General features: G+C 60.0%; 27 protein-coding genes. 12 read left to right on the forward strand and 15 right to left on the reverse strand.

The features are described from left to right. Positions 1–167: 167 nt before the first annotated feature. The 5 genes from ADU59_RS09095 to ADU59_RS09115 are packed head-to-tail and all read left to right on the forward strand — an operon-like array spanning position 168 to position 5,140. Entirely contained in the window at positions 168–1,163 is a 996-nt protein-coding gene (locus ADU59_RS09095) for an iron-siderophore ABC transporter substrate-binding protein (RefSeq protein ID WP_068953798.1), read from the forward strand. Beyond that, a complete protein-coding gene (locus tag ADU59_RS09100; RefSeq protein ID WP_068953799.1) occupies positions 1,160–2,206 on the forward strand; it encodes a FecCD family ABC transporter permease in 1,047 nt (348 codons plus the stop codon). Before ADU59_RS09095 ends, ADU59_RS09100 begins: the two co-directional genes overlap by 4 nt. Further along, positions 2,203–3,243 carry a FecCD family ABC transporter permease gene (locus tag ADU59_RS09105; RefSeq protein ID WP_068953800.1) on the forward strand — a complete coding sequence of 347 codons (1,041 nt, stop codon included), beginning with the start codon at positions 2,203–2,205 and terminating at the stop codon, positions 3,241–3,243. The genes ADU59_RS09100 and ADU59_RS09105 overlap by 4 nt, the downstream gene beginning before the upstream one ends. After that, positions 3,240–4,079 carry an ABC transporter ATP-binding protein gene (locus tag ADU59_RS09110; RefSeq protein ID WP_068953801.1) on the forward strand — a complete coding sequence of 280 codons (840 nt, stop codon included), beginning with the start codon at positions 3,240–3,242 and terminating at the stop codon, positions 4,077–4,079. Before ADU59_RS09105 ends, ADU59_RS09110 begins: the two co-directional genes overlap by 4 nt. Next, on the forward strand, positions 4,076–5,140 hold the full coding sequence (locus tag ADU59_RS09115; protein WP_068953802.1) for a DUF2218 domain-containing protein: 1,065 nt from the start codon (positions 4,076–4,078) through the stop codon (positions 5,138–5,140). Before ADU59_RS09110 ends, ADU59_RS09115 begins: the two co-directional genes overlap by 4 nt. 472 nt (positions 5,141–5,612) lie before the next feature. Here ADU59_RS09115 and ADU59_RS09120 read toward each other — a convergent pair whose 3' ends face one another. Next, positions 5,613–6,515, reverse strand: a complete 903-nt coding sequence (locus ADU59_RS09120) for a LysR family transcriptional regulator (RefSeq protein WP_068953803.1) — start codon at positions 6,513–6,515, stop codon at positions 5,613–5,615. A 122-nt stretch (positions 6,516–6,637) separates the two neighbouring features. Here ADU59_RS09120 and ADU59_RS09125 point away from each other — a divergent pair, with 122 nt between their 5' ends. From ADU59_RS09125 to ADU59_RS09145, 5 genes are read left to right on the forward strand one after another with little or no spacing between them, the layout of a single operon-like run. After that, on the forward strand, positions 6,638–7,630 hold the full coding sequence (locus ADU59_RS09125) for an ABC transporter substrate-binding protein (protein WP_068953804.1): 993 nt from the start codon (positions 6,638–6,640) through the stop codon (positions 7,628–7,630). Positions 7,631–7,635: 5 nt separating this feature from the next. Next, entirely contained in the window at positions 7,636–9,063 is a 1,428-nt protein-coding gene (locus tag ADU59_RS09130; RefSeq protein ID WP_068954111.1) for an amidase, read from the forward strand. Continuing rightward, a complete protein-coding gene (locus ADU59_RS09135) occupies positions 9,039–9,917 on the forward strand; it encodes an ABC transporter permease (protein WP_244506381.1) in 879 nt (292 codons plus the stop codon). Before ADU59_RS09130 ends, ADU59_RS09135 begins: the two co-directional genes overlap by 25 nt. Beyond that, positions 9,907–10,704 carry an ABC transporter ATP-binding protein gene (locus ADU59_RS09140; protein ID WP_068953806.1) on the forward strand — a complete coding sequence of 266 codons (798 nt, stop codon included), beginning with the start codon at positions 9,907–9,909 and terminating at the stop codon, positions 10,702–10,704. The genes ADU59_RS09135 and ADU59_RS09140 overlap by 11 nt, the downstream gene beginning before the upstream one ends. 57 nt (positions 10,705–10,761) lie before the next feature. Continuing rightward, entirely contained in the window at positions 10,762–11,769 is a 1,008-nt protein-coding gene (locus ADU59_RS09145; protein ID WP_244506382.1) for an IS481 family transposase, read from the forward strand. Here the strand turns inward: ADU59_RS09145 and ADU59_RS09150 are convergent. Next, a complete protein-coding gene (locus ADU59_RS09150) occupies positions 11,751–12,044 on the reverse strand; it encodes a DUF6393 family protein (protein WP_068953807.1) in 294 nt (97 codons plus the stop codon). The two genes, ADU59_RS09145 and ADU59_RS09150, sit on opposite strands and share 19 nt — an antisense overlap. 179 nt (positions 12,045–12,223) lie before the next feature. Then, positions 12,224–12,751 (reverse strand): hypothetical protein, encoded by a 528-nt coding sequence (locus tag ADU59_RS09155; protein WP_202970064.1) that lies wholly within the window; start codon positions 12,749–12,751, stop codon positions 12,224–12,226. 290 nt (positions 12,752–13,041) lie between these two features. Between ADU59_RS09155 and ADU59_RS09160 the strand changes: the two genes are divergently transcribed. Both ADU59_RS09160 and ADU59_RS09165 read left to right on the forward strand, forming a co-directional pair. After that, the gene (locus ADU59_RS09160) at positions 13,042–13,434 is read left to right on the forward strand and encodes a hypothetical protein (protein WP_068953809.1); all 393 of its coding nucleotides are present in this window, start codon (positions 13,042–13,044) and stop codon (positions 13,432–13,434) included. Positions 13,435–13,474: 40 nt separating this feature from the next. Beyond that, the gene (locus ADU59_RS09165; protein ID WP_068953810.1) at positions 13,475–13,936 is read left to right on the forward strand and encodes a hypothetical protein; all 462 of its coding nucleotides are present in this window, start codon (positions 13,475–13,477) and stop codon (positions 13,934–13,936) included. Between the two features lie 181 nt (positions 13,937–14,117). On the opposite strand, the gene ADU59_RS09170 is transcribed toward ADU59_RS09165, so the two are convergent. The 12 genes from ADU59_RS09170 to ADU59_RS09225 form a co-directional block, all read right to left on the reverse strand. Beyond that, positions 14,118–15,059, reverse strand: a complete 942-nt coding sequence (locus ADU59_RS09170) for a dihydrodipicolinate synthase family protein (protein WP_068953811.1) — start codon at positions 15,057–15,059, stop codon at positions 14,118–14,120. Positions 15,060–15,096: 37 nt separating this feature from the next. Continuing rightward, a complete protein-coding gene (hydA, locus tag ADU59_RS09175; protein WP_068953812.1) occupies positions 15,097–16,509 on the reverse strand; it encodes a dihydropyrimidinase in 1,413 nt (470 codons plus the stop codon). A 28-nt stretch (positions 16,510–16,537) separates the two neighbouring features. Next, on the reverse strand, positions 16,538–16,951 hold the full coding sequence (locus ADU59_RS09180) for a DUF3830 family protein (RefSeq protein ID WP_083198183.1): 414 nt from the start codon (positions 16,949–16,951) through the stop codon (positions 16,538–16,540). Further along, positions 16,948–17,700 (reverse strand): HpcH/HpaI aldolase family protein, encoded by a 753-nt coding sequence (locus ADU59_RS09185; RefSeq protein WP_202970065.1) that lies wholly within the window; start codon positions 17,698–17,700, stop codon positions 16,948–16,950. Before ADU59_RS09185 ends, ADU59_RS09180 begins: the two co-directional genes overlap by 4 nt. Before the next feature lie 82 nt (positions 17,701–17,782). After that, a complete protein-coding gene (locus ADU59_RS09190) occupies positions 17,783–18,556 on the reverse strand; it encodes an amino acid ABC transporter ATP-binding protein (protein ID WP_068953813.1) in 774 nt (257 codons plus the stop codon). 21 nt (positions 18,557–18,577) lie between these two features. Beyond that, on the reverse strand, positions 18,578–19,225 hold the full coding sequence (locus ADU59_RS09195) for an amino acid ABC transporter permease (RefSeq protein WP_425332008.1): 648 nt from the start codon (positions 19,223–19,225) through the stop codon (positions 18,578–18,580). Positions 19,226–19,392: 167 nt separating this feature from the next. Next, complete coding sequence (locus ADU59_RS09200; protein ID WP_068953814.1) at positions 19,393–20,232, reverse strand: ABC transporter substrate-binding protein; 840 nt, start codon at positions 20,230–20,232, stop codon at positions 19,393–19,395. 115 nt (positions 20,233–20,347) lie between these two features. Further along, a complete protein-coding gene (locus ADU59_RS09205) occupies positions 20,348–20,641 on the reverse strand; it encodes a DUF4286 family protein (RefSeq protein WP_068953815.1) in 294 nt (97 codons plus the stop codon). Positions 20,642–20,651: 10 nt separating this feature from the next. Then, the gene (locus ADU59_RS09210; RefSeq protein WP_068953816.1) at positions 20,652–21,605 is read right to left on the reverse strand and encodes a dihydrodipicolinate synthase family protein; all 954 of its coding nucleotides are present in this window, start codon (positions 21,603–21,605) and stop codon (positions 20,652–20,654) included. Further along, a complete protein-coding gene (locus ADU59_RS09215) occupies positions 21,602–22,036 on the reverse strand; it encodes a MaoC family dehydratase (protein WP_068953817.1) in 435 nt (144 codons plus the stop codon). Before ADU59_RS09215 ends, ADU59_RS09210 begins: the two co-directional genes overlap by 4 nt. A 4-nt stretch (positions 22,037–22,040) precedes the next feature. Continuing rightward, positions 22,041–22,454, reverse strand: coding sequence for a MaoC/PaaZ C-terminal domain-containing protein (locus ADU59_RS09220; protein ID WP_068953818.1), 414 nt, complete (start codon positions 22,452–22,454; stop codon positions 22,041–22,043). Positions 22,455–22,466: 12 nt separating this feature from the next. Beyond that, positions 22,467–23,630 (reverse strand): acyl-CoA dehydrogenase family protein, encoded by a 1,164-nt coding sequence (locus tag ADU59_RS09225; protein ID WP_068953819.1) that lies wholly within the window; start codon positions 23,628–23,630, stop codon positions 22,467–22,469. Positions 23,631–23,645: the final 15 nt, after the last annotated feature.

The following is a 23,645-nucleotide window of genomic DNA, read 5'->3' on the forward strand; positions in this document are numbered from 1 at the left end:
GCTCCTATTAACTGGAGTGTATTTGTCCGGTATTGTACAATTCCCCGGTTTTGTAGGATCCCACGGAAATCTATGCCCACTTTCCACATAGTGGTGGCTTTGCCGTTGACGCCGCGCAACTAAGCTGAGAGTTGGGGTCAACTTATATTGTTGGATGGAGTATGGCGATGAAGCTGTTTCGTTTCGCCGTGCAGGCCATGATAGCTTGTGTCTGGATTGCCACGCAGGGAACCGCATTGGCCGGGGAAGGTGCCTCGTATCCGATAAGCATAAAACATGCCTTCGGCACGACGATCATCGAGAAGAAGCCGGAACGGGTTGCGACCGTCGCCTGGGCGAACCACGAGGTTCCGCTCGCGCTCGGCATCGTTCCGGTCGGCATGGCGCGTGCCAACTTCGGAGATGACGATGGAGACGGTATCCTGCCATGGGTGGCCGCTCGGCTAGGGGAATTGAAGGGCGACATGCCGCTGCTATTCGACGAGGGAGATGGCATCGATTTCGAGGCGGTCGCGGCGACCCGTCCCGACGTGATCCTGGCTGCTTACTCGGGCCTGAGCCAGGCGGATTACGATACGCTGAGCCAGATCGCTCCTGTTGTCGCCTATCCGCAGGCGCCGTGGTCGACCGACTGGCGCGAGATGATCCGCCTCAACAGCGCTGGTCTCGGCATGGCTGCCGAAGGCGAGGCGCTCATTGCCGACATCGAGGCAGACATCGCCCGCACGCTTGACGGATATCCCGAGCTCAAGGGGAAGTCGGCGATGTTCATCACGCATCTCAGCGCATGGGACCTCAGCATCGTCAATTTCTATACGACCAACGACACGCGGGTAAAATTCTTCGCTGATCTCGGTCTCACGCCGCCGAAAAGTGTCTTGCAGGCATCGGATTCTGGAAAATTCGCAGGCTCGGTAAGCGCCGAGCAGATCGATGACTTCGACGATGTCGATATTCTGGTGACCTATGGCGACGGGATGCTTTTCGACGCTCTTAAAGCCAACGCGCTAATGCTGCATATGCCGGCCGTAGCGCGGGAATCGATAGTGATGCTCGGCAACGATCCCGTCGGCAATGCCGCAAATCCAACGCCGCTGTCGATCAGATGGGTTTTGAAGGACTACGTGACGCTGCTGAGCGAGGCGGCCAAGAAGTCGAAATGAAAGCCGCTATCCTCAAGACATTGGACCACCGCTGGTTGCCTGCTGCCCGGTCCAACCGGGCGAGAGGCCTCTGGTTTGCCGGACTTCTCGCCGTGCTGGCGATTTTCCTGATATTGTCGGTCACGATTGGCACGCGCGACGTCGAATGGGCCGATATTGCTGCGGTGCTCTGCGGCGTGCAGGACAATATTGGCCAGGCGGCGGTTGCGCTGCGCATTCCACGGACCTTCCTGGCGCTGCTTGCAGGCGCAGCACTCGGACTCGCCGGCGCGATCATGCAGGGTGTCACTCGAAATCCGCTTGCCGATCCCGGCATCCTGGGCGTCAACATGGGAGCCTCGCTTGCCGTCGTCATTGGCGTCGCCTGGTTTGGAATGTCGTCGGCCCATGCCTATATCTGGACAGCGATCGGCGGCGCGGGATGCGCGGCTGTCTTCGTTTACACGATAGGTTCGCTCGGAAGAGGCGGCGCGACGCCGCTCAAGCTTGCGCTTGCCGGGGCCGCGACCTCGGTCGCCTTCGCCTCCATGGTCATCGCCGTCGTGCTGCCACGCGGCGATATCGCGGGTGGCATCCACGCTTGGCAGGTAGGCGGCGTCGGCGGCGCGACTTACGAGCGCATTGTTCCCGTGCTGCCGTTTCTCGCCATCGGCTTCGCGATCAGCCTGCTTTCGGCACGAAAACTGAATTCCCTTGCTCTGGGCGATGAACTGGCCGCCGGCCTCGGCGAGCACGTCGCCGCTACGCGAGCCATCGCCTCGCTCGGGGCTATCCTTCTTTGCGGCGCAACGACGGCCGTGTGTGGACCGATCGGCTTTCTGGGGCTGGTGGTTCCGCATCTCTGCCGGAACCTGATCGGCGTCGATCATCGTTGGTTGCTGCCGTTTTCCGCACTGGGTGGTGCGGTCCTGTTGCTCGGTGCCGACATTCTTGGTCGCATCGTCGCCCGGCCAGGCGAGATCGATGTCGGGATCGTCACCGCGCTGATCGGCGCGCCGTTTTTCATCTGGATCGTTCGGCGTCAGCGGGTGAGGGAGCTGTGACTATTCTCTCGCCCACGATCAATGTCCTTATTACCAACCGCCGCCGCCGCGCGCGCAGGCACTCCATGATGCTTGCGGTGCTTCTGGCTCTCGTCGTGGCAATCTTCGGCATCACCCTGTCTGTCGGGCAATCGTTCGCGCCCCCGATGGATGTCGTGCGCGTGCTGCTCGGCGAGGCCGTGCCTGGCACGTCCTTTACCGTCGGACAGTTGCGCTTGCCGCGCGCCGTTCTGTCGATCCTTGCCGGCATGTGCTTCGGGCTGGGCGGCGTTGCATTCCAGATCATGCTGCGCAATCCACTTGCCAGTCCCGACATTATCGGCATCACCTCGGGCGCCGGGGCGGCGGCCGTATTCGCAATCGTCGTCTTGTCGATGACGGGACCCATGGTCTCGGTGCTTGCGGTCGTCGCTGGCCTCGGTGTCGCCGTGCTGGTCTACGGACTGTCGTTTCGCAACGGTGTCGCCGGAACGCGTCTCATCCTTGTCGGCATCGGCGTTTCGGCCATGCTTCAGAGTGTTATCGCCTATATCCTCACGGCCGCCCCCGCATGGAGCCTGCAGGAAGCGATGCGCTGGCTGACCGGCAGTGTCAACGGCGCGCAGCTTGAACAGGCGCTGCCTTTGCTCCTCGCGCTCGTGCTTTTCGGCGGAATTCTGCTCAGCCGCACCCGCGATCTTGAGGCACTGCAACTGGGTGACGACACGGCAGCCGCCCTCGGGGTCCGGGTCGCGCGAACCCGCATGCTGGTCATCGTCTCAGCCGTCGGCATGATCGCGACTGCGACGGCCGTCACCGGGCCTATTGCCTTCGTCGCCTTTCTGTCCGGACCGATTGCGGCGCGTATCGTCCGCGGCAATGGATCGCTGCTGGTGCCATCCGCGCTGGTCGGCGCCGCTCTCGTAATCGCCGGCGATTATGCGGGTCAGCTTCTCTTGCCGAGCCGCTATCCGGTCGGCGTGGTGACCGGCGCTCTTGGAGCACCATACCTGATTTATCTGATCGTCCGTGTCAGCCGGACCGGAGGCTCGCTGTGACTGCACATTCCCTCGCCGCCAGCGGACTTTCCGCCGGATATGACGATACCGCGATCCTGCAGGAACTCGACCTGACGATATCACCCGGGAACATCACCGTGATCGTCGGCGCCAATGCCTGTGGCAAGTCCACGCTGCTCCGCACAATGTCGCGTCTCATTTCGCCAAGACAGGGACAAGTGCTCCTTGATGGCAAGTCGATCCATCGCACTCCCTCGCGCGAGCTTGCCCGCACATTGGGCCTGTTGCCCCAGTCACCTGTCGCGCCCGAAGGCATCACCGTTGCCGACCTTGTCGGCCGCGGCAGGCATCCGCACCAGAGCCTGTTTTCCCGCTGGACGCGACAAGACGACGAAGCCGTCGACAGCGCTCTCGCCGCAACGAAAACGTTCGATCTTGCGGAGCGGCCTGTCGATGAGTTGTCCGGCGGTCAGCGCCAGCGTGTCTGGATTGCCATGGCACTCGCCCAGCAGACGGATATCCTGCTGCTCGACGAGCCGACGACCTTCCTGGACATCAATCACCAGATCGAGGTTCTCGATCTTCTGACAGACTTGAACCGGGCACGGGGCACGACAGTCGTCATGGTCCTGCACGACCTCAATCTGGCAGCGCGCTACGCCGATTATCTCGTCGCCATGGCGGACGGGCGCGTGCATGTCTTCGGCACACCAGAAGACGTGCTGACCGAGGAGATGGTTCGGCGAGTCTTTGGATTGGAGAGCCGCATCATCACCGACCCCATTTCCGCCCGGCCCATCATGTTGCCGATCGGCCGCCACCGTATGGCCAGTCAAGGTGCCCCGGTGACCGGGCACCAGGAGAAACGCTCATGAACGCCGTCCAATCCTTCAAGCTCTCGGGTATCGCCATTCCCCACAGCGCCGCAGAGATGCTTGACGAGATCTGCGAGCATTTTGTCGAGCATGCCGAGGTGGAGCGGAGCAATGATCTGGCGATTCTGCGAAGCAAGAGCGGCCTTGCGACAGTTCAGGCCGACAATGGAAAACTGCTGATCGAGCTTGAGTGTCCGACATCAGAATCGCTTCAGGCGGCACGCACGGACATCGCGGAACACCTGTTTTACTTTGCCGGCGACCAGCCGCTGGAGTTGAAGTGGACGGAACCGGTATCCCTGCCTATTCTGCCGAACCTGCATGAAGTAACAGTCGTCTCCGCAGAAGATGTTACTCCACGCATGCGCCGCGTCAGATTTTCCTGCGCTGATGTGACGCCTTTTGTCGGCGGTGACATGCATGTCCGCCTGCTGGTTCCTCCAAGGGGAAAAACGCCGGTCTGGCCGGGTTTTCGCGAGGATGGACGCATCGCCTGGCCGGAGGGGGACGACGAACTGCTGGTACGCGTCTACACAATCCGGATGGTCGATCTTGAGCGCAAGGAACTCTGGATCGACTTCCTGCAACACCCGACGCCTGGGATATCCACGCCCGGCGCCGATTTTGCACGCGACGCACAGACCGGAGACAAGGCTGCGCTTCTTGGGCCAGGGGGTGGCAGTCTTCCGCTGGCACCGTCCATGCTTCTGATCGGTGACGAAAGTGCCCTGCCGGCCATCGCCCGCATTGCTGCCGAAGCTCCGGCGGGCACGTATATGCGAGCAATCATAGAAGTTGAGGACCCGGCGGAAGAGCAGTCATTCCCGGCGACTGATTCGCTGGAGGTCCGTTGGCTGCACCGAAGCCATTATCCGGACCGCGCCGATCGCATTCTCCTGGCGGAAGGCCAAAATGCGATTACGTCCATTGATCAGAACACCTTCGTGTGGGCGGCTTGCGAGAAGGAGGACATCCGTGTGATCCGATCTGCCCTCAAGGAGCGACGGCATGATCGTAAGAACATGTACGTCGCCTGGTACTGGGAACGCAATCTCGGGTAGGAAGCGCCAGCCAAATCGTATTCGAGCGGGTACGGTTTTCGGAGGTCGCACGATGGAAAAGTGGCTGGCAACCGTTGAGCTATTCCCGATTATACGCGACGTTGAAGATCTAGCGCTGACAACGGTGAGAAGGCCCCACAGAAAGTCCGTTACAAGCACACGGAGACTGAAGAGATCTTACTTTCGCGGACACGGCCTTCCAATCTGATGGCTATCCGGCGCTTGCTCTGCAATAGATTTACACAGGCCAGCGTCCAGCGTGTCGACGTCATTTAGTTCATCAGGCGGCAATTTCGAGTTTCGATCGCGTCGTCCGTCAATCCCTTGACTTCGTACCTTGACCCTGAGACTGCGCTGCTTGCGAAGGTCGTGGCACGGCCATTTTTCGTAATGGGAACACGGCGTGATTCCGCGCAGTATGCGAAAGCTCTCTGGTTCGATTCCGTTCAAGGCGCCCGTGGGCGCTGCCTATTCATCCGCTGTATGCGCTCATCTGCGACTTGATATTTTCAGCGAGCCTTGCCGCAGCAGTCTCCAGTACGCCCTTCGAGCGGACGACGAGGCGAAGGGATGGGATGGGGAAATAACGTTCTACGAGCGGCAGCCATATCAACGCTCCGCGCTTCATCTCCGCACTGATGTCGAAGGGGTTCAGGAAAGTGATGGCGCTGCCACTCATCGCGAACTGTTTGATGACCTCGATCGAATCGGTTTCTACCGTCGGCTGCAAGGGCAGTTCGGCAGAGGCGAAGGCATGATCCATGACGCTGCGGATCGCCATCGTGTCGGTCCCCGTCACGATCGGATACTGAATGCAGTCCGATAAGCGAAGAGCCGACTTTTGTGTGAGGGAATGGTCTGGGGAAACGACTGCTCCGATTTCCACGTCGATTGTCTGCAGAATACGAAGGCCCGGATTGGGTAGTATGTTGTAACCCAACCCGATATCACTTTCTCCCGACATGACGCGTGCAGCGATCGCCTCGGGCGACGGCTGGATTTCTACACGCACCAGCATGCGGCTGTGTTGGCGGATGAATTCGCAGGCCAGGGCCAGGAGTGGGCCGTAGATCAATCCGCCCATGGTAGAGAGCCGGATCGTGCCTCTTTCCATTCCCTTCAGCGCCGCGATGCGGCCCATCGTCGAGCGATAATCGCGTTCCACCGCTTGGGCGTGCGCGACCAGCACTTCGCCAGCCGCCGTCAGCCGGAGCTTGCGAGGAAGACGCTCGAACAGGGGCATCCCGACTTCTTCTTCCAGGGCCAAGATCTGCCGGTTGAGCGCGGACGAGGAAATATTGAGGTTTTCGGCGGCCTTCCGCATCGATCCGTAACGGGAGACCTGTTCGAGAAACCGCAGGGTCTTTTGGTTCATCGGTTTGTCCCTCTTCATGTTCGTGGTGCAAAAAATGGGACATATATACGCAAAAATGACGCTGTAAAGAGGACATTTATTGACGTAGCGTGCTCGCGCAACACCAAGAATGGGGAACAACAATGTCAACCAGGACCACCCGCGTCAGCGGGCTTGCAATGATGGCCGCAACGCTTCTGCTCGGCGCCAGTGGCCCTGCTGCCGCACTCGACAAGATCCGTTTCGGTCTCGGTTGGCTGCCCGAGGCCGAGCATTGCGGTTTCTTCCAGGCCAAGGCGACGGGTCTCTACGAGGCGGCAGGCCTCGATGTCGACCTGATGGCTGGTGGACCCGGCATCAACACCGCCATGCTGGTTGCGGGCGGCGAGCAGGATCTCGGCATGGGATCAAGTTTCACCACGCTCAATATGGTCAAGCAGGGTATACCCGGCGTCACAGTCGCGGCCTTCTTCCAGAAGGATCCCCAGACCCTCGTCGCTCATGCAGGGCAGGGGGTATCCAAACTGGAGGACGTCAAAGGTCGTCCGGTGATGGTGGCCGATTTTGCCCGCGGCGAATTCTGGCAGTTCCTCAAATACCGTTTCGATTTCACCGACGACCAGTTGCGGCCCTACACCTACAGTTCTGCGGTCTTCGTCTCCGACAAGACCGCGATCCAGCAGGGCTATGTCACGGCGGACGCCCATTACCTCGGCAACCAGCTCGACCAGCCGCCGGTGATCATGTTGCTCGCAGATCACGGCTATCTCAACTATGCGACGACCGTCTTTGGTATGAACAGCTATATCGAGGCACATCCCGATGCCGTCAGGGCGTTCCTGAGCGCCACGGCTGAAGGCTGGAAGAGCTGCATGACTGGCGATTACACACCCGCGATGAAGCTCGCGACGTCGATCAACACCGATCCCGCCTATGGCGAGGGACTTTGGAAGGCCTCGATCAACGAGATGCGGGACCGCCATATCGTTTCCAATGAGAGCGGCGAGGGCGTTGGTGCGATGACGGATACGCGCTGGGCGGACTTTTTCGCTGACATGGTGAAGGCAGGCGTCTATCCAGCTGACTTGGAATTCAGGAAAGCCTATACGCTCTCCTATCTTCCGGGTTTGAAGTGAACGCCATGCTTCGCGATCAGGCACAACCTGCATTCGCCGGGCTCGACCTACTATACGCTTCCGCCCTCACGCAGGCAGCGATGGTGCGTGAGGGAAGTATCTCGTCCGAGGCGCTCGTCGCGTTGGCCATCCAGCGCGCCAAGGACACAACGACGGATATCAACTGCATCGCGGTACCGCGCTATGAGCGCGCGCTGGAAGATGCCCGCAACATTGACGTGGAGATTGCCCGGAGGGCGGATCCCGGGCCGCTCTGCGGTGTGCCGGTGACCGTGAAGGATGGCATCGCCACAGTCGGCGACAGGCAGACCCTCGGATCGTTATCGATGGTGAACATCATTGCGGAGCGAGACGATGTCGTCTGGGCGCGGCTGAAGACGGCCGGCGCTGTTCTCATCGGCAAGACTGCAACGTCGGAATTCTATCATGAAGTCACGACGCATTCCGCCCTTCACGGCGTCACCCGCAATCCCTGGTCGCTGGAGCTTACGCCGGGGGGCTCAAGCGGTGGTGCCGCAGCGGCATTGGCGGCGGGTATCGGCTCTCTTGCCGTCGGCTCGGACGGCGGCGGATCGTTACGCTGCCCCGCAGCCTGCACGGGCACTCTGGCATTGAAGCCCACCGTTGGCCGTATCCCGCATGAGAGTTTCCCAGACACCTTTGGCAACTATTCGTCGATGGGGCCGATGGCGCGCTGGGTCGAGGATCTTGTGGCTATGTACGCGATCATGTCCGGCCCGACAGATACCGATGCTCTTTCATCGCTGACGCGCGTCGCTGATGTCAGTCGCTGTGGCGGTAATCTCGAAGGGACCAGAATCGGATGGCTCGCAAATCCGGGCGGCTATCCTGTCGAGACGGAGATAAGCGACCGCTGCAGCGCCGCACTCGGCGTTCTGGAGCGTGCCGGCGCGTGCCTGCAACCGGATCTTGAGCCGGAGCTTCTCGATGGCGCGCATGCCATCTACAGGGTCATCGGTGCTGTCGGCCATGCCGGACGCCTGCGCCAGCTCGGCGCATCGGCGCGGTCAATGTGGGGTGAGACCTTCAGAAACATCGCCGACCTCGGCATGTCCTTCAGTGCGGCGGATCTCGCGCAGGCTCAAGAGGCGCGTACAGCACTGTTCCGCCGTGTGCAACATGCGTTCCGGCATGTGGACGTGATCGCCACACCAAGCCTTACACGGTCACCTGGGCCGGCCGCCGCGCAGTGTCCAGTCCATGGTGAAGACTATGCTGCCTGGGCCGCCGCGCTCTATCCCTTCAATCTTACCGGACACCCGGCCATATCAGTGCCGTGCGGGTTCACTTCAGAAGGCCTTCCCGTCGGCATCCAGCTCGTGGCGCGCTGGCATGATGAGGAGCGCCTGTTCGATCTCGCGGCAGCAGTTCAAGCAGCCTCACTAGGTTGGGCGGAAAGGCCGAGCCTATGACGATATCTGAACATAAAGATGCTGTGGTGCCTGCGGCCGTCATCACCGCGGACGGGGTAACCGGTTCGCTCGACCTGGTATTCGATCGGTTCGTACCCCCGATCGCCGGCGCGATCTTCCTCATCGCCTGGGAAGTCTTCGTGCGCTGGCGCGGTATCCCGCCTTATGTTCTCCCGGCCCCGAGCGTCATCTTCCAATCGTTATGGACGAATGCCGGTGGACTGATGCGCGCGCTTGGAAACACTGCACTGGTGACGTTAAGCGCATTCGTGCTCGCGACGATAAGCGGGATCGTCCTCGGCATTCTGATCGCGCTCTTCCGGACGGTGGAAAAGATCATCTGGCCTTACGCTGTGGCGCTCCAGGTAACGCCCATCATCGCGATCGCGCCGCTGGTGATCATTTGGGTCGGACTTTCCAAGGTTTGGCTTGCGCTGCTGATCCTGTCCTGGCTGGTTGCCTTCTTCCCGATGCTCTCGGCCACCGTCGTCGGGATAAAATCCGTCGACCGCGGGCTGCAGAATGTCTTCACCCTTTATCGCGCCACGCGTTGGCAGCGGCTCTTGCGCCTGCAATTGCCGGCGGCATTGCCCTTCATTCTGTCCGGCGCCCGGGTCTCATCGGGACTGTCGGTCATCGGTGCCGTCGTGGCGGAATTCGTCGCCGGCAGTGGAACCTCGACTGGCCTTGCGTGGACGATCATCCAAAGCAGCACGATGCTCGACGTCCCCCGGATGTTTGCCGCGCTCTTTCTGCTTGCGGGGTTCGGGGTTGTGCTCTGGCACGCTATGAGCCGGTTGTCCTCGACCCTGCTCGGTCATTGGCATGAAAGTGAGTTGAAAGATGAGGCTTGAAGAACGCAGGCAAAATAGCGCTGTCATTGTTGCCCGGCTCGAGGGCCTGACCAAGCGCTATCCGAACGGCACACTGGCGATCGACCGAATGGACCTTACAGTCGGCAAGGGTGAGTTTGTCAGTCTTCTCGGACCTTCCGGCTGTGGCAAGTCGACGGCTCTCTATATTCTTGCGGGTCTGGCGAATGCCACAGCGGGTCGCGTGGAATTGGCGGGCGATGGTCGACAGGTTGTCGGCGCTGGCTCGATCGGATTCGTGTTCCAGGAACCAAGCCTCATGCCATGGGCGACGGTCTCAGAAAATGTCGCTTTGCCACTGACCTTGCGGGGCTCCGCCGCGGATCTGGCATCTGAGGTTATTCGCTGTCTCACCATGGTCGGGCTGGAGACTTTCGCCAACGCTTACCCGCGCGAACTCTCTGGTGGTATGAAGATGCGCGTCTCTATCGCCCGTGCGCTGATTACCAGGCCGCAACTCCTCCTGCTGGACGAGCCATTCGGCGCACTCGACGAAATCACCCGGGCGCGATTGCACGACGATCTTCTGCACATCTGGAGTGAGACTGGTTGTACGATTGTTATGGTAACCCACAGCACCACCGAGAGCGTCTATCTGTCTAACCGCGTTGTCGTCATGGCCGCACGACCCGGCCGCCTCATTGGTTCGGTCGATGTTTCCGAGCCCTACCCGCGGACAAAGGCATTCCGTCTCGGTCCCGGTTTCTCAGATCATGTAAGGCAGGTTTCGGCGTTAATGGACCACGCCTCTTCGGGGGAACTCATCTAGGTGTTTGATCCCGGACTTTGATGGTGCAATGTTATCCATTGAATGGAAGGAGGCACTATGGGCCGGGTTCTTCACGGCAGCGCCACGACGACAGAGGCGGTCCGTCGAGCGATACAACATAGTCAAGAGAACCTGAGATTGCTTGCCAAGCGCTGCGGCATAAACCAGAAGACCGTTGCCAAATGGAAGAAGCGAACCTCGGTTGCAGATCTGCCGACCGGTCCAAGCGAACCGAAGTCCACGGTCCTGTCCGGTGACGACGCGGCGATGATCATTGCCTTCCGTCGGCACACTCTTCTGCCTCTTGATGATTGTCTCTACAGCTTGCAAGCGACGATCCCGCACCTGACGCGATCGTCCTTGCAGCGCCATGGCATCTCTCGCTTGCCGGATGTCGAGGGCGACAAGCCTGCCAGGAAGAAGCTCAAAACCTACCCGATCGGCGTCTTCTACATCGCCGAGGTGCAGACGGGGGAAGGCAAGCTATATCTGTATATTGGCATCGACCGCACCTCGAAGTTCGCCTTCACTGAACTCGTCAACAAGGCCAACACAGCGACGGCACGTGCATTCCTCGGTGCTCTGGTGGCCGCCGTTCCCTACAAGATCAAGATTGTTGTGACCGACAACGGCAGCCAGTTTGCCGATCTGCCGAGGAACCGTTCAGGGCCGACGGCTATCTGGCGCGGGCATCCGTTCGATCGAGCCTGCCAAGCCCTTGATATCGAACACCGGCTGACAAAGCCCAAGCATCCATGGACCAACGGCCAAGTCGAGCGCATGAACCGCACCATAACGGACGCGGCCGTCAAGCGCTTCCACTATGACGACCACGATCCGCTCCGAACCCATCTCAAAAGCTTCATCGCCGCGTACAACTTCGGTCGCCGTCTCAAGACCTTGAAGGGGCTCACGCCCTACGAATTCATCTGCAAACGATGGACAATAGAACCGGAAAGATTCATCATCGATCCGATCCAGCAAATGCCGGGATCAAACAACAGAGCCGGCACAAGCGGTGCAGGCTTCGCGCCGCCCGCTGATCCCTATTGGCTCTTGAGATAAATAGCTTTTACGTTTGTGAGCGTGCCGGCGGCATCGAACCGGAAGGTGATGACGATGGACCGGGCATCCGGGTCTAGCATGGCTCGGCCCCTGTCATCGCGCACCACCAGCTCGTCAGCCGCATTTTTCGTGATTTTCGAGGAGACGGAAGCCTTCAATGCTTCGTTTACCGCTGTCCTTCCGGTTCCCTTTGGAAAATGCTTCAGGACGATTTCGTCGACGTCGATTTGCTCGAAACGAACCGGCTTTCGAGACGCATAGACTTCCTCCAGCATGCCCTGGATTCTTGTTTTCACGGAGCTCCCGGGGAGAACTGCATCGGTCCCTGCCGCGACATGGCTTGCTAGCGGCAGCAGTGCCACAGTAGCCATAGTGTAGAGTATCGGCCATATGCGACGTGGGATAGCTGGCATTTCCGTCTCCTGCTGCGTTGGGCGAGATCTTGCATCATCCGTTACCGCAGTGTTGGTCGTGGGATTGGAATGTCTTTTGAAATCAGCTTGCTGCCATCGGGAACTTTTTTACATGTTCCCGAAGCGTCCCACTTGGTGACGGTTCCGTTTTCAATCAGGAATTTCTGCACGCAGTTCCGGTAATCGCCGGCGGATCTGTACCCGAACTCCTGTGCGTGGATACTGCTTTTTTTCCACACATGCTCGTATGAGAGGATTTTGGAGCCGTCGGACAGCGTATAACTGCTATCAGGTAGGCCCCACGAGGTTACAAGATCGTCTTCCGATGAACCGACCCAGGTATTCATGATGTCCCAGGTGGTCTGGTAGCGTTGATTGCCGAGTGCATTGCCAATCGGAGAACCTGCGCAGCCTGTCAGAGAAAGGCATATTGCCATAGCAAGCAGTTTTTTCATGACGTATTCACCTTTGGTATGGCGGGACAATCCAGCTGATTTTTCCCTGAGTTCGCGGCAATCCGGGCGTGAAGACGCAGGTTTCGCTGTTAAACTGAATTTCAGCGCAATCATGCGCAAAGGAAGAGCGTCCCTGTAAGTCCCCGAGACGCGGCATACTCCTGTGTCTAGCCGCTGGAATTGATTATCGGGAAACCAATGCCATGCCCATTAGGTCATCTGTACTAGCGGTACAGACGTCGGGAGAGGCGCCTTCTTTGTTTGTTCTTGAATGTCGGACAGCTTTGTGACTGGCGTGTCATGACGCCCCAAGGTCAATTCTGTTCGACGGCTCAGCAAGCCAGTAGGGCATCCGTACTAATGGCTTTGGCGCTCAAGATTGGGGTATCTAAGACTATTCGCGCTTGCGGCGCACCATCGCCGGTTACGAGCAGGATATCGAAATCGCTGTGTCTGCCTTCCATCTTCGAGGCACGCTGCGGCCCCAGAGCAACGTGAGCGACAATCCTGCGGCATTTTCCCACTTCATTCTCAGGCGCGGTGTCGATTGGCACATCTTCGACGTCGAAAGCCTGCGGCCACGGATTGGCTCGACACTTGCCCCCGAGGATGGCGATCTGGTCGGGGCCAAAGGATACCCGTCCTTCATTCTATCTCGCACCGGTCGCAACGCCGGCAGGATGCAATTCGATCGTGCAGGCAGGAATATCAGCGAAAAGAACCTCCGCTTCTGTCCAGGTACGATCGCTCGATGGAATGAGTTGGGACGTGGCCTGCGCGTTTGCCGGTTCGGGTAGAGTCATGAGGATGCAATAGGAATGGGTGGCTGGCGGTCAGATGACGATTTTCAGATATTTTGATTGGGCTGCAATCCTTGTTTTCGCAATTGCTGGCCCGCTGGTCGTCGAGGTGGCGTTCTTCTTCTGGCTGATTGTGGTCGGTCCGATCGACCTCCTGTACATCGCAAATTTAGGAGGTACCCGTGTCGATTTCTTCAGCATTCTGCCATTCTTCTACCTGCTCTGTTTTGTCCCGGCCCTTTTCGCTGGTGTGCTGTTCGGCATTGCCTGGAGGATGTGGCCAAAGAGAATGCAGCGCGGCATGCTGATCTGCACTATCGCGGGCGGCGGAGCCGGCATGTTCGCCGCTCTCTCATGGGCAACATTGTTCGGCTTTCCCGACTATTCTTCAGCTTTTCTCTATTTTGGATTGCCGACCTGCAGCGGAGCCCTATGCGCGCGTTTTGTCCGACGCATTAAGATCGTCACCCAAAAGCCTCTTGCGACGGATGCTCCGTGAGATTTGTAAAGAATACGGTTCGAGTTTCAAAGTGGAGTGATGCTGTGGATGCCTCCGCGCGGGAGAACCGCTCTCGTGGTATCCGTTTTATGGTCGGATAGAGAAACAAGGAGCAGGCGTCGTCAACTTAACTGCCGCTCTTCTATGGACGTGCGGCAGTTAAGTTTACGATGCCGACGATTCATCTAGGCGCAGGACGGACCGCAGCGGCGAGCGCCTCGGCCAGCTGTCGTATTTCCACCGGTTCGAGCTGCGTGATGGGCGAACGCGATGCGACATTCGGAAGTCGATCGAGAAGCTGCAGGCAGGTCTTGATGCGGAGCGTCGCAAGATGGCCGGGTGCACCGTAGATTGCACGCGCAAGCGGGTAAAGTCTGTCATGGAGCGCGCGCCCCTCGGCCAGATCCCCCTTGGAGACGGCGCGCTCCAGCGCGACGATCATTTCCGGCACGACGGCTGCAAGGCTGACAAGGCTGCCGTCGCTGCCAATTGCAAAGCATGGGAAAAGATGCTCGTCGCCCGAAGCCATGACGGCGACGTCCGGACGCAGCCGTTTGGAAAGCCTGCGGGTGGCGTCATAGGCCGCAGTTTCCCAGCTTCCTTCCTTAATGCCGACGACACTTTCGATTTCCAGCAAGCGCGCCAGAACCGCCGCGGAAAATGCCGTCTTGCCGGCACTGACGGATCCCTGGAAGAGAAACAGCGGCAGGCCGCTCGCTGCCGCCACCGCCCTGTGATGTTCTACGATCAGTCGGTCATCCGCACCGAGCGCCCAGGAAAACGGCGGGAAAACCATGACCGCATCGGCTCCTTCCCGGGCGGCATCTTGTGCCAGTGTTGAGGCCATGTCCGTGCGCTCGGCATTGATGCCGGCAACGATCAGGGTTTTGCCGCCCATGGCTCTTGCAGTCCTGATGACCGTTGCACATTCAGCCCGCTCCAGCGCGAAACTCTCACCCGCATGACCGTTGAGGAGCAGGCCGCTTATCCCGTCCGTGCCGGTTACTGCTGCCAGGTGTCTGGCAAGATTGTCGGTATCGATCTCTCCGGTCGGGGCCATCGGGCAGATGGTCGCGGCGAAAACGCCACCGAAAGCGTGGTTCGGGGTCGCTGTCTGTTGCATCGTGTTTCCTTGGGCTGTTGGCATGTGCATTTGCGGCCTATTGACGGCTGACATATTCGCTGATGCCACGCGCAAGGATCTGCCCGTGACCGGGATGACCGAGAACCCGTCCGTCACGATAGACGAGGCTGCCCCGGACAAATGTGGCAACGGGCCAGCCCGTCACTTCGAACCCTTCCCACGGCGTATAGTCTGCACCGTGATGCAGGATTTCCTGCCGCAGCGTTTCCTTGCGCGTGTGGTCCCACAGGCAGATGTCAGCGTCGAAACCAATGCCGATGGAACCCTTGCGCGGATAGAGCCCGTACATGCGGGCATGGTTGGTCGCAGATAGCGCGACAAATGCCTGCGGCGTGATCCGCCCCTTGGAAACGCCCTCCGAAAACAGAATAGGCAATCGCGTTTCGACGCCCGGTATGCCGTTCGGTACCCAGCGAAACGACGACCGGGCCTTGGGATTGAGCTTGCCGTGCGGGGATTCGTAGCGGAACGGGCAATGATCGGAGGAAAATGTCTGGAATACACCTTGCGAAAGACCTTCCCAGATGGCCTGGTGACTTTCGGCGTCGCGCGGTGGCGGAGAGCAGACGTATTTTGCCCCCTCCATATCGAGGCCCTGGAGGTCATCGGCGGTCAGTGTGATGTATTGCGGGCAGGTCTCTGCATAGACCTTGAGGCCGCGCTGCTGCGCCCAGCGCACCTGCTCCATGGCCTCTGCGCCTGATACATGAACGATCATGATTGGAACGTCGACAAGCTGTGCGTGGCTGATCGCCCGATGCGCGGCTTCCCGTTCGACGATCTCCGGGCGGGAAACGGCGTGATAGAAGGGAGCGACCTTTCCTTCCTGCTCCAGCCGTTCCGCCAGGAACCGGATCGTGTCGTAACCCTCGCAATGGACCATGACGAGGGCCTTTTCGCGCCGGGCGACATCGAAGACGTCCAGCAATTCGCGATCGTTCAGCACCAGGTCGTCATAGGTCATGAAGACCTTGAACGAGGTATATCCATCCTTCACCAGAGCGGGCAATTCCTGACCGAGAACGGCCGGCGTCGGGTCCGAGATGATGAGGTGGAAGCTCGTGTCGATGAAACACTGGTTTTCAGCCACCTTGCGGTAATCCTCGACGGATTGCCGCAAGGATTGCCCCCGCTTTTGCAGGGCAAAGGGCATGATGGTGGTATTGCCGCCGGCTGCCGCAGAGGCGGTGGCTGAAGAGAAATCGTCTGCCATGACGATACCCGGTCCTGAATCCTGGGCGATATGCACATGGCTGTCTATGCCGCCGGGCATGACCCAGAGGCCGGAGGCGTCGACCTCCTCTCTCGCGCCGGTAATCTCGTCTGAAATCGCCACGATCCGGCCGCCGGCGATACCGATATCCGCCTTGTACATGTCGCTCGCGGTGACGATCGTCCCGCCGCGGATTGCAAGATCCAGTTCGCTCATGACAGCTCCTTCTCTGCGTGATTGCGTCTTATGCCTGCTCGAAGGCGATCGTCTGGGCGCCTTCCCACAGCACCTTCTGGCCAACCAGAGCCAGACGGTCGTGGCCTTCGGTGATTGTCAGGAAATGATTGCCGGCAAGTTGCCCGGCCATGCTGGCGAAATTGACCCGACCATAGGCCAGCAAGATTTCCGTCTCGCTGACGCCACCCGGATAAAGAATGATCTCGCCGGGTGACGGATAGCTCGTGGCGTTTTCAAAGGGCACGTCGAATTTCATGTCGCCCAGTGGCATCCAGACCCCTTGTCCGCTCCAGCGCACATGGATGACCCGTTCAAGAAACGGCAGGCGCGCCAGGAAGCTTCTGCATGTGGCGGGCGCCTTCTGCATTTCCAGCCGGGCGGGAAAGACTTCGCCGGCAATCGTGATCTTCAATGCGGTCAACGCTTTTTTCCTTCTTCGAGCAGTTTCCGGGTCGTTCTGGCACAATTCACAGCGGCTTCGGCCAAGAGGTTGATCTCGTTGGTGGCAACGACCAACGAGGCGCCCAGAGCCATGGCGTGCGACGCCAGAAGCGAAAGTGGCACGCCCATCACGCCGAAGACTTTCCCATTGTCCCGCGCAGCGGCCGCAACGCGCGAAAAGGCGGCGACCACATCGGGGTGAGTGAGATTGCCGGCATGACCGAGCGACTGGGCAAGATCCTGTGAGCCGATGATCAGCCCGTCCAGCCCGTCTAAGGCGGCGATCTCCTCCACAACCGAAAGCGCCTGCATGCTCTCGATCATGGCAAAGATTCGAAAATCCCGGTCGCAGGCCGCAATCAGATCTGCTGCCGACACTGGCCAGAACGAGGCGGCAGCCACCGGGCTTGGCAGGGAGCGGTTGCCTCGGGGCGGAAAGCGGAGTTTGTCGACGATGTCGCGCGCTTCCGCAAGGCTGTCGACATGGGGGACGATAATGGCCTGAGCGCCGCAATCTGCTGCCCGCGTCAGATGGTCGGACGAGGCTTTCGGCACACGTACATAGACTGGGTAACCGGCCATGCGTCCGCTGACACAAAGCGTCGCCGCTTCGCCGAGCGACATGGCGCCGTGCTCCATGTCGGCGACCAGAAAATCGAAGCCCGCGTGGCGCGCGACGGTCAGGATCTCGACGCTTCTAAACACACAGGCGGCCATGCCGAGTTGCATACTGATATCCGTTCTTCGTCGAAAGGGGCTGTAGCGGATGCCGGCAAAGGCGGGTGGATCCTCTGCCTGCCGGCATCGCATTTCAGTGAATGATCTGATCGAGGAAATAGCGTGCCCGTTCTGTCTGCGGTGCGGTGAAAAACTGGTGGGGCGGTGCCTGTTCGACGATGCGGCCCTTGTCCATGAACACGACGCGATCGGCGACCTCGCGGGCAAATCCCATCTCATGTGTCACGCAGATCATGGTCATGCCGTCGCCGACCAGGCTTTTCATGGTTTCCAGAACCTCCTTCACCATCTCCGGATCCAGCGCCGAGGTAGGCTCGTCGAACAGCATGACTTTCGGCTGCATGCACAGGGCGCGGGCAATCGCCACACGCTGCTGCTGGCCGCCCGAAAGCTGCGCGGGGAACTTCTGCGCCTGGTCGGCGATATGCACGCGTTCCAGAAGCGACAGGGCGCGGCCCTCGGCATCTTTGCGGGATAGCTGGTGCGCCGACATGGGCGCGAGAACGCAGTTCTCCAGAATGGTCATGTGCGGAAACAGGTTGAAGTTTTGAAAGACCATTCCCGTCTCGCGCCGCACCCTGTCGACCGACCGGGGGTCACGCTGCAATTCGATGCCGTTGACGAAGATCAGGCCTTCGTCGTGCTTTTCAATGTGATTGATGCAGCGGATCAGCGTCGACTTGCCGGAGCCGGACGGACCGCAGATGACGATGCGCTCGCCTTTCTCGACCTTCAGGTCGACTTCCGCCAGGGCGGTGAAATCACCGTAGCGCTTGTAGACGGCTTCCATACGTACAGCATAACGCTCGGTCGCCTGCGAGCTGTCGGATAGGGTGTCGGAATTCATGTTGACCTGCCTTTCTGGAAATTAGTGCCGTTTGGCAGGAATGGGTTTGGCATTGCGGTCCAGGGCGCGGCCGAAGTGATGCTCAAGGCGCTGCTGCACAAGATCCCAGATGGAAACCAGCAGAAGGTAATAGACTGCTGCCGCCGCATAGACTTCAAGGATCTGGAAATGCTCCTGCATCAGCATGTCGCTGCGCCGCATGATTTCTTCGACCGATATGACTGAGGCGAGCGATGTGGCCTTGAGAAGCGAATTCACGGAATTGCCGAATGGCGGGATCATCAACCGGAACGCCTGAGGCAGCATGACACGCCAGAAAATCGTGCGCTTGGGAACGCTGAGGGCCAGCGCGGCCTCGCGCTGGCCGTGCTGTACCGACATGAAGCCGCTGCGGATGATTTCTGCCAGATACGACGCTTCATGCAGGATGAGGCCAACCAGGGCCGAACCGACGACGCCGAGCTTGATGCCGAGTTGCGGAAGGCCGGTATAGATGACCACCAGCTGGATCAGAAGCGGCGTTCCGCGGAAGAACCAGATATAGACCCGTGCAAAACCGTAGAGGGCACGGTTCTCGGACATTCTCATCAACGCGATGATCATGCCGAGGACAAGGCCGCCTGCGACGCCCGCCAGGGTCAACCCGATGGTGACCAGGACGCCGCCCATCAGGAAGTAATTGAGAAGGTAATCGACGAATGCAGCCGGGTCGAAATAGCGCACGTTCATCTCCTGTTTGGTGTCCGGCACATGTGTTCGGCGCGGTCGATGAGAGCGTTGAGCCCGCGCGCTTCATGATTGCATGGAAATCGTGAGCGCACGGGCAGCGTTTGCGATCAGGCCGGGCCCGGGCCGGCGATTTCGACCGGTTCGTTGTCGTTGAGCGGCGTCAGACCGAACTTCTCGAAGAGAGCCTTGTAGCTGCCGTCGGCGCGCATCTCGGTCGTTGCCTTGACGATCGCTTCCGCAACGGCCTTGTTGCGGAAGGCCATGGCCGTGCGTGCGGCTCCGAGACCGGACAGCGCTTCTTTCACCCTGCCCTTGCTGACGAGGTCACGGGCGACGCTGTCTACCAAGAGGGCATTGTCCGTCTGTCCCGCCAGAAGCGTGCTGACCACGTTGGTGGCCGTGGGAAAGGTGCGCATCTCGACGGCCTTTCCACCCTTTGCGACATTGTCGTCGCTGAACTTCTTCAGCCAGTTCATCTGGTAGGTGCTGACTTCGACGGCCGAGGTCTTGCCGAGAAGTTCCTCAGGTGTGGCATAGGTCGTCTCGCTGTCCGGGGCGACGACCACGGATACCGACTGGCGCCCGTTCGGGACCAGGTACATGATCTTGGAACGCTCTTCAGTCCAGAACATACCCGTATTCATGCCATCGATGCGGCCGGCATTCACGGCTGGGATCATCGCCGGAAAATCCATGCGGATGAGTTCGACCGGCATGCAGAGGCGCTTCGAGAGTTCGGCAGCCATTTCGACGTTGAGACCCTGCAGCTTGCCGTCCTTGTCGATGAACTGTTGCGGCGGGTTGGTTGGGTTGATCGAAAGCTGCACTTTGCCCTTTTCGACGAGGTTGTCGTCGCTGATGACCGGTGCGGTGCACGCCGCGAAGGCGGCGACGGGGGATAGCATCAGGGCAGCGACGGTGCCCGCCCGCAATAAGGATTTCATCATGTTGTTCTCTCCGGAGTTGTGAAACCTTGAATTCACGTTCTTCTTTTTGTTGTTCTTGGGCCGCCACTACCCGCAATGCATGGTGGCGGCCTGAAATGCATCGCACCCGTTCGGCTCAGTCGATCCGATGCAGCTGTATCCGGGTGAAATTCTTGATGTGCGGCTCGAAGGGGCCAAACCCCTTTACCTTGAGAAATTCGGGCGTCTCGAAGGCCCACTGTCCCGCCACCTCGTACATGGCGGCATAGCGCGGGCCGCCGCCAAGCGAAACGAACCGCTTGGCCGAAAGCCAGCCGGGGCAGGAGAGCAGGTCGGGAAAGTGCTTCTCGACATACCACCTGTTGAACGCTTCCTCGTGTTCCGGTTCGATATCGACCCGCACGATATGCGTGAAAGCTTCGTCCTGCATCGGCTACTCCTCAGGACAGGCGGATGTTGCCAGCCTTGCGGGCGGCTTCAACGACGGTTGCGATATTCTCGGCGATGCCGTCCTGCGTCGGCATCATGGGCGGGCGCGGCGATGCGTTGCGGATGACGCCGAGTGCCTTCAGGCCGGCCTTCATGCGGGTGTGCATGTCGATGAGCGGCGAGGGGCCGTAGATCGCCCGTACGATCGGGTAGAGCCGGTCGTTGACGGCACGCATGCCCGCAAGATCGCCCGCCGCCGCTGCCAGCCACAGTTCGGCGAAGAGATGCGGTGCAAGGCTGCCGAGCCCGGACAGGATCCCGTCTGCGCCGACGGCCATCTGCGGCAGGAACCAGTTGTAGTTGGAGGCGAGGATCGAGACATGCGGGCTGGCCTTCTTTACGGCGCGCCAGTTCTCGTCATAGGCAAGCATGGTATCGCTGCCTTCCTTGATCGCGATGACGCCGTCTATTGCCGCGAGTTCGCACAGTGTCTCGGTGGAATAACCATAGCCGGAGGTGATAGGGTACTGGAAAAGCGAGACCGGGATATTGATGGCTTGCGACACGGCCTGCACATAGGCGACCGGCGCCCGCGACGTCGCCGAGGCTCCACCTCCGAGCGGACCTGGCGGAAACAGAACGGCGCAATCGGCTCCGGCTGCTTCGGCCATCTTCGCTTCCGCGATGGCGTCGACTGTCGAGGTGGCAATGATGCCGGCAAGTAGCGGCTTGTTGGGAATATGGGCGCGAGTACGCTCGACCACCTGCCTGCGTTCCTCGACGGTCAACAGGCCACCTTCGCCGGCATGGCCGTTGACGAGGGCCGCGGTCACGCCGTCCGGTGTTACGCAATGGTCGAGGACACGGGCATAATCGTCCCAGTCGATGGAAAAGTCGTCGCGATAGGGCAGAAGCGTCGCGACCGTCAGGCCCGTCAGGTTGGGTGTCTTCATCGTCTTCCTCATGCGGCCGGTTTCCTGCGGGGGAATTTCAGTGTAGCCTCAGCCTTCAGCACCTCCAGCCCGTCGGTGTTGCGGGCACTTGCCTGCCAGATGATGGTGCGGTTTTCCTCGTGCTTCTCGGCGATCCACACCTCGAAGGTGATGGTGTCGCCATAAACGACGGGACCGGTAAACCAGAAGCGGTCCTCGATGGAAATACCGACCACGCCGACGAGCTCGCTCGTCAGAATGCTGGTGCAGAGGCCAGCCACCATGATGCCGGGGGCCAGCCGCTTGCCGAAACGTGTCGCTCCGGCATAGACCTCATCCACATGGACCGGGCCGAAGTCACCGGTCGCGGCGATGTAAAGCGCGCCGTCGGCCTCAGTGATCGTCTTGGAGATCGTGACCTTTTCCCCGACTTCCAGGTCGTCGAAGGATTTCGTTTGATACATCGGATCACCCCTTCTTAGCGAAGGGTACGAGGCGGGCCCTGCCGGAAACGACCTCTTCGCCGGTGCCACTGTTGATGCAGGTGATGCTGCAGACAGCGTCATCGCCTTCGACGGAGATGATCTCGGCGGTGGCCTGGATCGACTGACCGACGATGACCGGTGCCTTGAACGACAGCTCGATCGCACCGAGACGACGGTCGGCACCGCCGAGCCTGGCAAGGCAGGTGGTGGCAAGCGCCGACACCGCCATCTCGAAGGCGACCATGCCGGCCGCCCCGGCCTTTTCGGCGGCGCGCGCGTCGACATAGAGCGGGCCGAGATTGCCGCTGATACCGGTGAACATGGCCTGTTCAGCAACCGTCATCGTCTTGCGGAAGGAGAAGGTCGAACCGACCGTCAGGGGGGATTGCGCGCTCATGACATGTCTTCCTTAGAGAGTGAGGCCGTTCTTGATGGTGCTGCGGGCAATCAGCATGCGATGGATTTCGGACGTGCCGTCATAGATGCGCGTCACGCGGGCATCGCGGTACATGCGCTCCAGCGGCATTTCCTTGGTGAAGCCCATGCCGCCGAACACCTGGATGGCGCGATCGACGACGCGCCCCTGCATTTCGGATGCAGCGACCTTGATCATCGACACCTTGTCGCGCGGTTCCATGCCCTGGTCGATTTCCCAGGCGGCGTTCAGCACCATCATCTTGACGCCGAAGATCTCGATGGCGCTGTCGGCGATCAGCTTCTGGACCATCTGGAACTCGCCGATCGGTTGGCCGAACTGTTTGCGCTCGCCCGCATATTTGCGCATCAGTTCCAGCGCACGGGTCGCCATGCCGACGGCGCGGGCGCCGATATGCGCCAGACGGATCTCAAGCACGCTCTTCATGATCAGCTTAAAACCGTTGCCGACCTCACCGAGCACGGCCGAGGCCGGAATGCGGCAATTGTCGAACACCAGTTCGGCATGGCCATACCCGCGATGGCCCATCATCGGCTGATTGCGTGCGACCTTGAAACCGGGCGTATCCTTGTCGACGAGAAAAAGAGTGATGCCGCCGCGGGCGCGCTTCTCCTTGTCGGTGAGTGCCATGACGATTACGTAATCGGCGATGTCGCCGTCGCTGATGAAGTGTTTCGTGCCACTCAGAACCCATTCATCGCCATCGAGATCGGCGGTAGTGCTGATTGAGGCGGCATCGGAACCTGCACCCGGTTCGGTGATCGCCATCGCGCAGATCTTTTCGCCACGTACGGTCGGCAGCAGGTATTTTCCCCTCTGCTCGTCCTTGCAGGCGAGAAGCATGGGGTAGACCTGGCCGAACACGCGGCGGATCAGCGCATCGGACGTCTTGCCGAACTCTTCCTCGACCAAACAATGATCCACACAGGAGAGACCGCCGCCGCCGACATCTTCCGGCATGTTCATGGCGAACAGACCCAGCTCCTGCGCCTTGGTCTTGACCCGCTTCAGTTCCTCGGGAGGAATGCGGGCATCGTGCTCGGTGGCTTCTTCGAGAGGCTGCACTTCCGCCTCGACAAACCTGCGGACAGTCTCGACCAGCAGCCGACTGTCATCTGTCAGTGAAAAGTCTATCATCTTGTCTTCCAATTG

Source organism: Pararhizobium polonicum, assembly GCF_001687365.1.
In the GTDB taxonomy this organism is placed as follows: domain Bacteria; phylum Pseudomonadota; class Alphaproteobacteria; order Rhizobiales; family Rhizobiaceae; genus Pararhizobium; species Pararhizobium polonicum.